A 12250-nucleotide genomic window follows, 5' to 3' on the forward strand; every position below is an offset into this window, starting at 1 on the left:
ACCGCCGACGCGGGTTCCGCCAGGAGCGGACGCCGCATGACGAATGGACGACGGTCCGCCGTGACGCGCGTGAGCCCGAGCCGCTCCGGAAAGGCCTGGGGGGACGCACGCAGGGGAAGCCACCCCCGGAACACCGGCTAGGAGGACCGACCGTGTCACTGCCACTCCGCCCGCTCACCACCGTCGCCGCCGCCGCCTCGCTGGCCCTCTCCCCCCTCGCGCTCGCCGCCTGCGGGGACGACGCCACCGAGCAGGAGCAGACCAGCACCTCCATCGGGGAGGGGTCCGCGGAGGACCAGGGCTTCGACTACACCGAGGGCGACCGCGAGCCTGCCTACGAGGGTGCCTACGACACCCGGTTCCGCGACGTCATCGACGAGTTCCTCGGCGAGGACGTCGTCGTCTCCGCGTCGGTGGAGGCCGTCAGCAGCCCCGTGGCCTTCACCATCGCCGGCTTCGACGACGTGGGACTGCCGCCGCTCCTGGTGCTCGCCCCGCAGGGCGCCGAGGGCGTGGAAGAGGGCATGGAGCTGGAGGTCTCGGGGACCGTCCAGGGCACCTTCTCCCCCTCGACGGCCGAGGAGGACCTCGGTGTCGACCTGGACGACGACGCCCTCGCCGGGTTCGAGGGCGAGCCGTACCTGGTCGCCGAGGCCGTCGGCCAGGTCGTCGGAACCGGCTGACCGCGTGCCGCGCCGGTCAGCCGCTCCGGCGCCACCAGCGGCGCCGGACCGCCGGCGCGGCCTGCTCGGCGGCCGCCGGCTCCGGCTCCGGGGCGGGTCGGGCGAGCCGCCAGCCCTCCACCAGCGCCTCGACGTCGGCCAGGCCGGGCACCGGCGACCAACGGCTGGGCTGCGGGGTGCGCCAGAAGGCCTCGACGCGGGCGTTGTAGTCCTCGGCCAGCGCCCGCACGGCCTCCTCGGTGGCCAGCCGGGCGGCGCGCTCGGGGAGCACGTCCCGCTCCCGGCGCAGCGCCAGGCCCGGGGGCAGCATCTCCGCGGTCTCGATGCCCTCGCGACGGGCCTTGGCGACGGCCCAGTCGTACGCGGTCGTCTCGCGCTCCAGGCCGGCGATCGGCTTGCCCGCGCCGTCCAGGCCGTCGAAGTCACCGCGCTCCCGGGCGCGGGCGATCTGGGTGTCCACCCAGGTCTCGAAGGAGACCCCGGGCGGCTTGCGCTCGGTCATCGCCGTCCATGGTCCACGTATCTGCCAGGCTCGCCACCATGCGGACGACGAGCAGCCGGGAGGTGTACCGCAACCCGTGGATCCGGGTGCGGGAGGACACCGTGGAACGCGCCGACGGATCCCGCGGCATCTACGGCGTGGTGGAGAGGCCCCACTTCGCCCTCGTGCTGCCCGCCGAGCGGGACGGCTTCTGGCTGGTGCAGCAGCACCGCCATCCGCTGGGCCGCCGCGCCTGGGAGTTCCCGCAGGGCACCTGGACGCACGGCGCGGAGGGCTCGGCCGAGGAGCTGGCCCGGGCGGAGCTCGCCGAGGAGACGGGGCTCCGCGCCGGCGCCCTGACCCACCTGGGGCACCTGGACCTGGCGCCGGGGCTCTGCACCCAGGAGTTCGACGTCTGGCTGGCGACGGAGCTCACGGCCGGCCCCACCGCCCGCGAGGTGACCGAGGCCGACATGGTGTCGGCGTTCGTGCCCGAGCAGGAGCTGCGGGCCATGATCCGCGACGGCCGCTTCACCGACGGGCCCTCCCTGGCCGCCTACGCCCTCCTGCTGCTCCGCTGAAGGCCCGCCGCGCCCGCGCCGCGACGCACCGTGGTGACCGGCCCTCGAACGGGTGTGACCCGCTCCCGCCGGCGTGCGCGACGCCCCGCCCACCAGCAGGCTGTCCGGGTGCCCCTGTCCGTGCCCGGCCTGCCCGCGCTGCCGCCCGAGCTCGCCGGGCCGGTCGCCGTGGAGCTGGCCAAGCCCGTCCGGGACATCCCCGCGCCGCCCGCGCTGAGCGGTGGGTGCCGGTACGAACCCAAGTGGGACGGCTACCGGCTGGTCGTCGTGCGCGACCGCGGCTCCACGCGGCTGTGGTCCAAGCAGGGGCGCGACCTCACCGACCGGTTCCCCGACGTCGCCGCCGCCGCGCTCGCCCAGGTGCCCGCCGGGACCGTCGTCGACGGGGAGGTCGTCGTGTGGCACGACGACCGGCTGGACTTCGGGCTCCTGCAGCGGCGCATGGTGGCCTCCCCCGGGCGCATCGCGGCGCAGGTCGCCGCCGCGCCCGCCTCCTACGTCGCCTTCGACCTGCTCGCCGCCGGCGGGGAGGACCTCCGCGGCCGGACCTTCACCCGCCGCCGGGCCGCCCTGGAGGAGCTGGCCGGCCGCTGGGCCCCTCCGATGCAGCTCTCGCCGGTGACCGCCGACCCCGCGGAGGCGCGGCGGTGGTTCGACGACTACCGCCCGGCCGGCGTGGAGGGCCTGGTCGTGAAGGGGGCCGCGAGCCGGTACGCCCCCGGCCGCCGCGAGTGGCTCAAGGTCAAGAGCTGGGAGACGACCGAGGTGCTGGCCGGCGGCGTCATCGGCCCGGTCGAGCGGCCGAGCCAGCTGGTGGCCGGCCGGTACCGCGACGGCGAGCTCGTCGTCGTGGGCCGCAGCAGCCCGCTCTCCCCCGCGCAGTCGGCCGAGCTGGCCGCCGTCCTGCGCCCCGCCGGCCCGGACCACCCCTGGCCCGAGCGCATCGGCACCGGTCGCTTCGGCGGCGGCCGCCTCGCCGTGCCCCTCACCCGCGTCGAGCCGACCGCCGTGGTCGAGGTGAGCGCCGACGCGGCCCTGCAGGCCGGGGTGTTCCGCCACCCGCTGCGCTTCGTCCGGGTGCGCCCCGACCTCCGCCCCGAGGACCTCCCCGGCGTCTGACCTGCACCGGGCCCCCCTCGTGTGGGTGGGGTCGTCAAGGAGCGCGGTCCCCGTGCCGATGGGTTCGCGTGACCGGCCCCGACACCCCGACCGCCCGCGCCGCCTGGCTCCACGCGGCGCTGGTCGTGCTGGTGATCGCGCTGGTCGTCACCGTCGTCCCGGACGGGCCGTGGCGCCCGGCCGCCGAGATCGTCCTGTACGCCCTGGGACTGGCCGGGGTGCTGACCGCGCTGAGGCGGCACCGCACCCCGCTCGTCGTCGCCTGGTCGGGACTGGCGGCCGGGCTCGCCCTCTTCGCGCTGAGCTGCATCGCCGACGTCGCCGCGCTGGCCGGCGTGGCCCCCGGCATCAGCGCGCCGCTGGAGTCGGTCCTCGACGTGGCCGCCTACGTGGCGGTCGGCCTGGGAGCCGTGGGCGTGGTCCGTGGCGGCCGACGGCGCCGCGACTGGGCGTCCTGGACCGACACCCTCACCCTCCTGCTGGCGGCCGGCCTCATCCTGCTCGCCGTGCAGGGGGACCGGCACGCGCACCGGGCCGACCTGGTCGAGGTCAACGTCGGGACGCCGCTGCTCACCGCCGTCCTGCTCGTCGTCTGCGTGCCGCTGGCGCTCACCCGCGGCCGGACGGTCACCACGACGGCGCTGTTCACCGCAGCCGCGTTCGCCGTGGCCGCGTACGGCGGCGCCATCCTCACCGGCTCCACGCCGCGGGCCTCCGCCGTGCTCGACCCGGTCTCCCTCCTCCCCCTCGCCGCGCTCTGCCTGGCCGGGCGGCATCCCTCGGTCGCCGCCCTCGGCCCCGGCGCCGCCCCCGGCCGGGACACCACCTTCGGCCGGGTGGTCGCCGTGGGCGCCGTCCTCCTCGTCAACCCCGCCGTGCTGGTCCTGTGGACGGTGGACCACGGTGCCGTCGGTCACCTCCTGGGTGCGGGCAGCACGCTGCTCACCGGGCTGGCCCTGTGGCGGCTGTTCGCCCTGAGCCGGGAGCGGGAGCGCACCCGGGCGGCGCTGGCCGAGAGCGAGGAGCGCCTCCAGCTCCTGCTCGAGAACGCCGCCGACGTCATCGCCATCGTGGACGCCGCGGGCGCGGTCGCGTACATGAGCCCGGCGGTCCAGTCGCTGCTCGGTCGCCCCCCGGCGGACTACGTCGGGCGCGACGCCATCTCACTGGCCGATCCCCGCGACCAGCCGCGCCTCCAGGCCGCCGTCTCCGCGGCCAGCCGCACCGCAGGCGGCGGCTCCGGCGTCGTGGACACCGACATCCGCGTGCAGCACAGCTCGGGTGGCACCCGCTGGGTGGAGATGCGCATCAGCGGCCGGGTGGACGCCGTCGGCATCGAGGGCTGGGTGGTGAACTTCCGCGAGGTCACCGACCGCAAGCTCTTCGAGGAGGAGCTGCGCCGGCAGGCCACCACCGACCCGCTCACCGGGCTGCTCAACCGGACCGCCTTCAACGAGCGGCTGGCCGCCGCCACCGCCGACGCCGACCCCGGCGCCTGCCCCGGGGTGCTGTTCGTCGACGTCGACGACTTCAAGGCCGTGAACGACACCCTGGGCCACGCCGCGGGGGACGAGCTGCTGCTGGCCGTCGCCGCCCGGCTCTCCGCCGACGTGCGAGGCGAGGACGTGGTCGCGCGACTGGGCGGCGACGAGTTCGCCCTCCTGCTGGCCGACGCCGACGGGAGCCGCCTGCGCGACGTCGCCGACCGCCTGCTGACCGCGTTGCGCGAGCCGGTGCGGGTGGGGTCCCGCACGATCACCGTGACCGCGAGCATCGGCGGCGCGCTCGGGGGCGCCGGCTGCACGGCCGAGGAGCTGCTGCACCGCGCCGACACCGCGATGTACGCCGCCAAGCGCACCGGCAAGGACTCCCGCGCCCTGCTGGGCGCGGTCGAGGAGGCGCTGCCCTGACCCGCACGGGGGTCAGGGCTGCTGCGGCACCCGGCCCAGGTTGACCAGCAGGCGGCGCAGCAGGTCCGCCAGCTGCTCCCGGTCGCCCGACGGCAGCGCCTCCAGCAGCCGCCGCTCGGTCTCCAGGTGGTCGGGCAGCGCCGCGTCGAGGGCGGCCCGCCCCGCGTCGGTCAGCGTGACGACGACGGCCCGCCCGTCGGCCTCGCTGCGCTCGCGGGTGATCAGTCCCCGCTCCTCCAGCCGGTCCAGCCGCTGGGTGATCGCGCCGGAGGTGACCAGCGCCGTGCGCATGAGCGCGGTCGGCGTGAGCTGGTAGGGCGCCCCGGCCCGCCGCAGGGCCGCCAGGACGTCGAAGGAGGGCGCGTCGAGGCCGTGGCGGGCGAATGTGGCCCGCTGGGCGAGGTGGACCTCGCGCTGGAGCTGGGTGATGCGCCCGACGATCCCCATCGGCGAGCAGTCGAGGTCCGGACGCTCCCGGGCCCACTGCTCGAGGATCAGGTCGACGGCATCCTCCACGTCGCTCACCGTAACGGCCCGGACCGCTCCGCCGGACCGGCGCGCATCACCGCAGCCGGGAGCTCAGCCGGACGGTGAAACCCTCCGGACCCGGCAGGAGGTCGACGTGGTCCCACAGCTTGCGGGTGAGCCACAGCCCCATGCCGCCCTGGGCGAGGTCGACGCCGTGCGCCGGGCGGAAACCCGGGAAGGGGACGTCGGTGCCGCCTCCCTGGTCGGTGATGGCGCACACCAGCCGCTCGCCGTCGGCCCACACGCGTGCCGAGACCGGGCGGGCGCCGTGCCGGAAGGCGTTGCTGGCGATCTCGCTGGCGGCGAAGTGCAGGTCGGCGGCCTGGTCCGGATCGGGCACGTGCGCGTGGATCACCGACCGCAGCAACCGGCGGAGCTCGACGAGGGACGGGGCGTCGTCCACGGCCAGCGCGGGGGCGACGTCCTCCACCGGCTCGCGCGGGACCGGCAGCCGCCGGGCGTAGTCGGCAGGCTCCTCGAAGGCCTCGCTCGGGGTGAGCCCGCTGCCGGTGAGCAGCCAGGGGTGCGTGGCGGCCGCGCCGGCCAGCACCTCCGGGGCCAGCTCGCGGCGGTCGAACAGGCACAGCCCCGACACCGGCCGGGCGGCGAGCAGCAGGTTCACGGCGGCCTCGTAGCGCAGGCCCTCCCGCCAGTTGCGCGGCGCGGGCCCGAACCGGACCTGCCCGGCGAAGCGCAGCCGCCCCGAGCCGGTGCCCTGCGCCCGCCGCACGAGGTCGTGGCTGGCGGCGACGGCGTCGGGCACGGTCGCCTCGAGCAGGCACAGCCGGGCGTCCTGCTCGACGGCCCCGGCCCGCTCGCCGAGCGCCCCGCTGATCAGCGCCGTCGTCGCCGGGGGGCAGGAGAGCACGACCAGGTCGTCGGCGCGCAGCCCCTCCTCGAGGTAGGGCAGGGTCGCGGCCAGCAGCTCGTCGTCGGAACCGACCAGCGCGGCGACGTGCGAGACGCCGCCGGGAGGGACCGTCGGCTCCGGCCGGGCAGCCGGATGGGCCGGAACGGCGGCCGCAGCCACGCCCTCGCCGATCACCCGCGCCATCCGGTCTCCCGCAGCCTCGGACCGGAGCGATCCCGGCCGACTGGTTGAGCATTCTGCGACATCGTCGGCCACGTCCTGCAGGAGGGCGCGGCGAACGCCGCGTGTTCACCCCTCGGGGTCGCTCGCCGCACCCCGGGCACACCGGGTGGCGGTGGGGTCGCACCCCACCGCCCGCCCGGCGGTGTCAGTTCTGGAACGCCCCCGCCACGCTCCGCAGCTCGCCCGACATGCGGACCAGGTCGTCCGCCGCCGCCTGCATGGCGGCGACCCCCGTGGAGGTCTCCTGGGCGCCACGGGCGACCTCGGCGACGGTGCCGGCGATGGACCGGCCGCTCTCGGCGGCGTCCCCGATGGACCGGCTCATCTCGTTGGTGGTGGCGGTCTGCTCCTCGACGGCCGAGGCGATCGTCGTCTGGTAGTCGTTGATCTCCGCGATGATCGCGGTGACACCGCCGATCGCCCGGACGGCGCTGCCCGTGTCGGTCTGGATCGCCTCGACCCGCTTGGCGATGTCCTCGGTGGCCTTCGCCGTCTCCTGCGCCAGCTCCTTGACCTCGTTGGCCACCACCGCGAAGCCCTTGCCGGCCTCCCCGGCACGAGCGGCCTCGATCGTGGCGTTCAGCGCCAGCAGGTTCGTCTGCTCGGCGATGCTGGTGATCACCTTCACGACGTTGCCGATCTCCACCGAGGACTCCCCCAGCTTGGCCACGGTCGCCGTCGTCGTCTCCGCGGCCGAGACGGCGCTGCCGGCGATGCGGGCGGCCTCGGCGGCGTTGTGCGCGATCTCCCGGATGGACGCACCCATCTCCTCCGCGCCCGCGGCGACCGCCTCGATCCCGCTGCTGACCTCCCGGGTGGCGCGGGTGACGTCCTCGGCCTGCACCTGCGAGCGGTCGGCCGTGCCGGCGATCGACTCGCTGGTCGACGACAGCGTGCGGGCGGCCTCCTCGAGCATCTGCGAGGCCTGGCCGACCTCGCTGACGACGCCGGAGACCCGCCCCAGCGTGGTGTTGACCGCCGCGGCCAGCTGGTCCAGCTCGGTCCGGCCGGCGCCCTCGTCGAGGCGGCGCTGCAGGTCCCCGGTGCTCAGCACCTCGGTCATCTCCCGCAGCGGCCGGTTGATGCTCCGGGACACCACCAGCGACAGGGCAACGATGAGCACGCTGACCGGCACCGCCCAGAGCGCCATGGCGACCAACTCCGCGCGGAACGCGCCGTCGAGGTCGGCGACGTAGATCCCGGAGCCGATGACCCAGCCCCAGGGCTCGTAGCCGGTGACGAAGGAGATCTTGGGCTGCGGCTCCTCCTCGCCGGGCTTGGGCCACAGGTAGTCGACGAAGCCGCTGCCCTCGGCCTCGACGACCTCCACGAACTCCACGAACAGCTTCTTGCCGTCGGGGTCCTCGTTGGCCGACAGGTCCTGACCGTCGAGCTCGGGCTTGATCGGGTGCATGACCATGCGGGGGGTCATGTCGTTGATCCAGAAGTACTCCTCCCCGGAGTACCGCAGCCCGCGGATCCCGGCGGCGGCCGCCGCCTGGGCCTCCGCACGGGTCAGCTCGCCGGCCGCCTCCTGCTCGCCGTAGTGGGCGACGACGCCCAGCGCGGCCTCCACCGCCACCCGGGCCTGGTTGCGCTGCTCCTCCTCGATGGTCGCGCGCACGTGCAGCGCGCCGATCACGGCGATCGTCGCCATCCCGATCACCGCAACGAGCACCAGCGTCATCAGACGGGTGCTCACCTTCACGCGGCGCAGTCGCCCGGTCATCGAAACTCCTTCGGTCGGATCCCTCCCTCCCGTGGTCGGGCCGCGGAGGTGGGGATCAACCCGAAGGGGCGTACCGATGCCGGGCCGTGACGCCAGCCACCACTCGCGCCCCGCCCGCCTCAGCGGCGCACGGAGACCGTCACCGTGAACTTCGGGTCCCGCCCGGTGACCCGCGTCGGCCCGACCACCCGGTTGAGCGCCGGGCGGTAGCGCAGCGCCGAGTTGTAGACCGTCCAGAGCTCGCCGCCGGGCCGCAGCATCCGGGCCGCCGCCACGAACAGCCGGTCGGCGGCGGTCGTGACCACCGCCGCGCCCACGTGGAACGGCGGGTTGCAGACCACGAGGTCCACCGAGCGGTCGGGCACGGTCGCGCCGGCGTCGTCGCGGCGCACCTCGATGCGGTCGGCGACACCGTTGGCGGCCGCCGTCGCCACGGCCGAGGCGACGGCGGCGGCGGACTGGTCCACGGCCAGGACCCGGAGCTCCGGCCGGCTCCTCGCGAGCAGCGCGGCCAGCACGCCGGTGCCGCAGCCGAGGTCGACGGCGGTCCGCGCGTCAAGGGCCATCTCCGGGAGCGCCCGCAGCAGCGCGCGGGTCCCGACGTCGACCTTCGTCCCGGCGAACGCGGCGCCGTGGGCGCAGACGGTCAGGCCGAGGTCGGGGTGCTCCTGGCGCCGGGGGAAGGACGTCGGCCGCGACCGTGGCCCGCGGGCCACCAGCACCCGGGACTTCTGCCGGGCCAGGCTCGCCTGCACCTCGTCGAACGAGTCCCGGAGGACGTCGTTCATCGCGTGCGTCATGTGCTTGACCCGGCCGCCCACCAGGACGGTGACGTCCGGGGCCGCGGACCCGGCGACCACCTCGGCGATCTCCCGGAGCGCGTCGAGCCCCTTGGGGGCCTTGACCAGCACCACCCGGGCGCCCGCCGCCAGCCCGGGACCCAGCGGCAGCGAGCGGTGGCGGCCCGGGAGGCCGACGCGCTCGGCGTTGGCGGCCAGCGCCCGCTCCCCCACCAGCAGGTCCTGGCCCACCCGCACGCCGGTCAGCCCGTGCCGGGCGGCGAGCCCCAGGGCGAGCGCTCCGTAGGAGTCGTCGACGACGGCGACCTCATCGGGACCGCAGCCGGGGACGAGGTCGGCCGCGAGGTCGAGCAGCAGCCGGTCGGTCGCGTCGACGGCGACCAGGTCGGGGGCCTCGACGTCCGGGGTGCGCCGGAGCGCGCCGAGGACCTCGTCGGTGCCGAGCGCCACGCCGGCCCTCAGCGGCGGGGCGTGGCGGCGACCAGGTCGGCCACGACGCGCGCGAGCTCGGGGCCGACGTCCTCCTGCAGGAAGTGACCGCCGCCGGCAAGCGTGGTGTGCGCCATCCCGCGGGCGCCGGGCACCAGCTTCTGGAACACCCGCTCGCCCCCGCCGGTGATCGGGTCGCCGTCGGAGAACGCCGTGAGGAACGGCTTCTCCCAGCTCATCAGCACCTCCCAGGCCGCGCGGTTGGCCGCGGCCGCCGGGTCGTCGGGCGACGTCGGCACCAGCGCGGGGAACTGCCGGGCGCCGGCGGTGTACCGGTCGTCGGGGAAGGGGGCGTCGTAGGCCGCGACCACCTCGGGGGCGAGCCCGCCGACGGTGCCGTTGCCGACGATGCGGCCGATGTGGAACTCGGGGCTCTCCTGCGAGAACCGCTGCCAGGCGAGGAACGCCTCGCTCATCTTCTGGTCGCCGGTGGGCAGGCCGGTGTTGGCGACGACGACCCGGGCGAACCGGTCGGGGTTCTCGGCGACCAGCCGCAGCCCGATCAGCCCGCCCCAGTCCTGGCAGACGAGGGTGAGGTCGCGCAGGTCGAGCTCGTCGAGCAGCGCCTGCCGCATCCACCCGACGTGCCGGGCGTAGCTGTAGTCGTCGCGGGAGACCGGCTTGTCGGAGCGGCCGAACCCGACCAGGTCGGGCGCCACGACGCGCAGGCCGGCGTCGACGAGCACCGGGATCATCCGGCGGTAGAGGAACGACCAGGACGGCTCGCCGTGCAGCAGGAGCACCGTCTCGCCGTCGGCCGGGCCCTCGTCGACGTAGGCCACCCGCAGCCGCCCGCCCTCGCCGTCGTCGACCTCGACGTAGCGGGGCTCGTACGGGAAGTCGGGCAGGTCGGCGAAGCGCTCGTCGGGCGTGCGGAGGGTCTCCATACCCCCAGTCTTACCGGCGGTGGGGGACGTGCTGGAACGGCCCCACTGCAAGGCCCGCCACGAGCCTGCGAGTGGTGGGGGCAGGGGTCCTCTCTCAGACGCCGGGCAGTCCCACCGGGCAGGAGACGCCGGTCGAGTGCACCGGGCAGTAGCCGTTCGGCACCTTGTAGAGGTACTGCTGGTGGTAGTCCTCGGCGTAGAAGAACTCGCCCAGGGGCGCGATCTCGGTGGTGATCTCCCCGTACCCGGCCGCCTTCAGCCGCTCCTGGTAGGCGTCGCGGGTGGCCAGGGCCGCCTTCTCCTGCTCCGGCGAGGCGTAGTAGATCGCCGAGCGGTACTGGGTGCCGACGTCGTTGCCCTGCCGCATGCCCTGGGTCGGGTCGTGGTCCTCCCAGAACGCCTTGAGCAGCTGCTCGTAGGAGGTCACCGCCGGGTCGAAGACCACCAGGACGACCTCGGTGTGCCCGGTCCGCGCCGAGCAGACCTCGTCGTAGGTCGGGTTGGGCGTGTGCCCGCCGGCGTAGCCCGCCGCGGTCGAGTAGACGCCGGGCAGCTGCCAGAACACCTTCTCCACGCCCCAGAAGCACCCCGCGCCGAAGACGGCGGTCTGCATGCCCTCGGGGAAGGGCGGCTGGATGCGGTTGCCGTTGACGGCGTGCGTCTCGGGGACGTGGGGCAGCGGCTGCGCGCGGCCCGGCAGCGCGTCCTCGGCCGACACCGGCTGGGTCTTGGACCGGGAGAAGAGCATGACCCCACTCTAGGTCGGTCGTGCAACACCGATCCCGCCCGCAGCAGGGCGTCCGCCGGCGCGCGCAGGCCTTGCCGGGGGCCCGGGTGCGGCGCTACGGTCCTTGTATAAGTTGATGCTTATGGAGAGAGGGACGCCATGACCACCATCGACCCCGTCTCGACGGCCGGCCTGGTCACCCGTGAGGTGCGCACCGGCTCTCGGGGCGGCGCCCCGACGCGGATCGCCGTCGCCCGGCGCACCTACCGGGCCGCCCGCGCCGACGTCTGGGGCGCGCTGACCGACGCCGAGCGGCTCCCCCGCTGGTTCCTGCCGGTGAGCGGGGAGCTGCGCCCGGGGGGCCGCTACCAGCTCGAGGGCAACGCCGGCGGGGTGGTCGAGAGCTGCCAGGAGCCCGAGTCGTTCGCCGTCACCTGGGAGTTCGGCGGGACGGTCTCCTGGCTGCGGGTGCACCTCGCGCCGTCCGACGGCGGCACCACCCTCGAGCTGGTGCACGAGGCGCCGGTGGACCCGGAGTTCTGGGCGCAGTTCGGGCCGGGGGCGGTGGGCGTGGGCTGGGACCTGGCGCTCATGGGTCTGGGCCTGCACCTGGAGAGCGGCGGCCCGGTCGACCCCGAGCTCGCGGCGACGTTCACCCTGACGCCCGAGGGGGCGGAGTTCACCCGCCGGGCGGCCGCCGGGTGGGCCGAGGCCGCGGCCGCCGACGGTGACGACCCCGCCGCCGCGCGCGAGGCGGCCGACCGTACGGTGGCGTTCTACACGACCCCGCCGTCCGAGGATGCCGCCGGGAGCTGAGTGAACGGGACCTTCGAGGCGCTGGGGGACCGCACCCGCCGGCAGATCCTGGAGCTGCTCTCCACCGGGGAGAAGCCGGCGGGGGCGATCGTCTCGGGCCTGCAGCGGACCGCGCCGATCTCCCAGCCCGCCGTCTCCCAGCACCTGCGGGTGCTGCGGGAGGCCGGGCTGGTCACGGTGCGCGCCGAGGGCACCCGCCGGTTGTACGCCCTCGACCCGGCCGGGGTCGTGGCGGCCCAGGCCTGGCTGGTGGCGCTGGCCGATCCCCTGGCCGCCTTCGCGCAGCCCCTCGACGCGCTGGCGACCGAGGTGGCCCGGGGGCAGCGGGCCCGGCGGACGGTGCCGGGGATACCGGGGGCCGCGGAGAGCGACGACCCCGGTGGCCATCGGGCGGGCTGATCACCACG

At 75.6% G+C, this 12250-nt stretch carries 13 protein-coding genes; 6 read left to right on the forward strand and 7 right to left on the reverse strand.

Annotation, left to right across the window (positions count from 1 at the left end; all coding sequences use genetic code 11):
* Window positions 1–152: 152 nt before the first annotated feature.
* The gene (locus ACI794_RS09775; protein WP_456616276.1) at window positions 153–683 is read left to right on the forward strand and encodes a hypothetical protein; all 531 of its coding nucleotides are present in this window, start codon (window positions 153–155) and stop codon (window positions 681–683) included.
* Between the two features lie 16 nt (window positions 684–699).
* Here the strand turns inward: ACI794_RS09775 and ACI794_RS09780 are convergent, their stop codons facing one another.
* A complete protein-coding gene (locus ACI794_RS09780) occupies window positions 700–1185 on the reverse strand; it encodes a DnaJ family domain-containing protein (protein WP_456616277.1) in 486 nt (161 codons plus the stop codon).
* A 38-nt stretch (window positions 1186–1223) separates the two neighbouring features.
* Here ACI794_RS09780 and ACI794_RS09785 point away from each other — a divergent pair, with 38 nt between their 5' ends.
* From ACI794_RS09785 to ACI794_RS09795, 3 genes are all read left to right on the forward strand, one after another.
* Window positions 1224–1745, forward strand: a complete 522-nt coding sequence (locus ACI794_RS09785) for an NUDIX domain-containing protein (RefSeq protein WP_456582120.1) — start codon at window positions 1224–1226, stop codon at window positions 1743–1745.
* A gap of 108 nt (window positions 1746–1853) precedes the next feature.
* Window positions 1854–2864 carry an ATP-dependent DNA ligase gene (locus tag ACI794_RS09790; RefSeq protein WP_456582121.1) on the forward strand — a complete coding sequence of 337 codons (1011 nt, stop codon included), beginning with the start codon at window positions 1854–1856 and terminating at the stop codon, window positions 2862–2864.
* Window positions 2865–2932: 68 nt separating this feature from the next.
* On the forward strand, window positions 2933–4774 hold the full coding sequence (locus ACI794_RS09795; protein WP_456616278.1) for a diguanylate cyclase domain-containing protein: 1842 nt from the start codon (window positions 2933–2935) through the stop codon (window positions 4772–4774).
* A 12-nt stretch (window positions 4775–4786) separates the two neighbouring features.
* Here the strand turns inward: ACI794_RS09795 and ACI794_RS09800 are convergent, their stop codons facing one another.
* The 6 genes from ACI794_RS09800 to msrA form a co-directional block, all read right to left on the reverse strand.
* Complete coding sequence (locus ACI794_RS09800) at window positions 4787–5290, reverse strand: MarR family winged helix-turn-helix transcriptional regulator (RefSeq protein ID WP_456603371.1); 504 nt, start codon at window positions 5288–5290, stop codon at window positions 4787–4789.
* A 46-nt stretch (window positions 5291–5336) separates the two neighbouring features.
* Window positions 5337–6356, reverse strand: coding sequence for an anti-sigma factor RsbA family regulatory protein (locus ACI794_RS09805; protein ID WP_456603372.1), 1020 nt, complete (start codon window positions 6354–6356; stop codon window positions 5337–5339).
* Window positions 6357–6540: 184 nt separating this feature from the next.
* Window positions 6541–8124, reverse strand: coding sequence for a methyl-accepting chemotaxis protein (locus ACI794_RS09810; protein ID WP_456616279.1), 1584 nt, complete (start codon window positions 8122–8124; stop codon window positions 6541–6543).
* Between the two features lie 119 nt (window positions 8125–8243).
* Entirely contained in the window at window positions 8244–9374 is a 1131-nt protein-coding gene (locus tag ACI794_RS09815) for a class I SAM-dependent methyltransferase (protein WP_456616280.1), read from the reverse strand.
* An 8-nt stretch (window positions 9375–9382) separates the two neighbouring features.
* Window positions 9383–10300 carry a haloalkane dehalogenase gene (locus tag ACI794_RS09820; RefSeq protein WP_456603375.1) on the reverse strand — a complete coding sequence of 306 codons (918 nt, stop codon included), beginning with the start codon at window positions 10298–10300 and terminating at the stop codon, window positions 9383–9385.
* Between the two features lie 94 nt (window positions 10301–10394).
* Window positions 10395–11048, reverse strand: a complete 654-nt coding sequence (msrA, locus tag ACI794_RS09825) for a peptide-methionine (S)-S-oxide reductase MsrA (RefSeq protein WP_456582128.1) — start codon at window positions 11046–11048, stop codon at window positions 10395–10397.
* A 138-nt stretch (window positions 11049–11186) separates the two neighbouring features.
* Between msrA and ACI794_RS09830 the strand changes: the two genes are divergently transcribed.
* Both ACI794_RS09830 and ACI794_RS09835 read left to right on the forward strand, forming a co-directional pair.
* Window positions 11187–11843: an SRPBCC family protein gene (locus ACI794_RS09830; protein WP_456616281.1), complete on the forward strand. Its 657-nt coding sequence runs from the start codon at window positions 11187–11189 to the stop codon at window positions 11841–11843.
* Window positions 11844–12242 carry an ArsR/SmtB family transcription factor gene (locus tag ACI794_RS09835; protein ID WP_456603377.1) on the forward strand — a complete coding sequence of 133 codons (399 nt, stop codon included), beginning with the start codon at window positions 11844–11846 and terminating at the stop codon, window positions 12240–12242.
* Window positions 12243–12250 lie beyond the last annotated feature (8 nt).

It is taken from the genome of Blastococcus sp. SYSU DS0541 (genome assembly GCF_054050875.1).

Coding starts and splice junctions, on each gene's coding strand:
- ACI794_RS09820 (WP_456603375.1), bottom strand. CDS start 10,300: ATGGAGACCCTCCGCACGCCCGACGAGCGCTTCGCCGACCTGCCCGAC.
- ACI794_RS09830 (WP_456616281.1), top strand. CDS start 11,187: ATGACCACCATCGACCCCGTCTCGACGGCCGGCCTGGTCACCCGTGAG.
- ACI794_RS09805 (WP_456603372.1), bottom strand. CDS start 6,356: ATGGCGCGGGTGATCGGCGAGGGCGTGGCTGCGGCCGCCGTTCCGGCC.
- ACI794_RS09810 (WP_456616279.1), bottom strand. CDS start 8,124: ATGACCGGGCGACTGCGCCGCGTGAAGGTGAGCACCCGTCTGATGACG.
- ACI794_RS09780 (WP_456616277.1), bottom strand. CDS start 1,185: ATGACCGAGCGCAAGCCGCCCGGGGTCTCCTTCGAGACCTGGGTGGAC.
- msrA (WP_456582128.1), bottom strand. CDS start 11,048: ATGCTCTTCTCCCGGTCCAAGACCCAGCCGGTGTCGGCCGAGGACGCG.
- ACI794_RS09785 (WP_456582120.1), top strand. CDS start 1,224: ATGCGGACGACGAGCAGCCGGGAGGTGTACCGCAACCCGTGGATCCGG.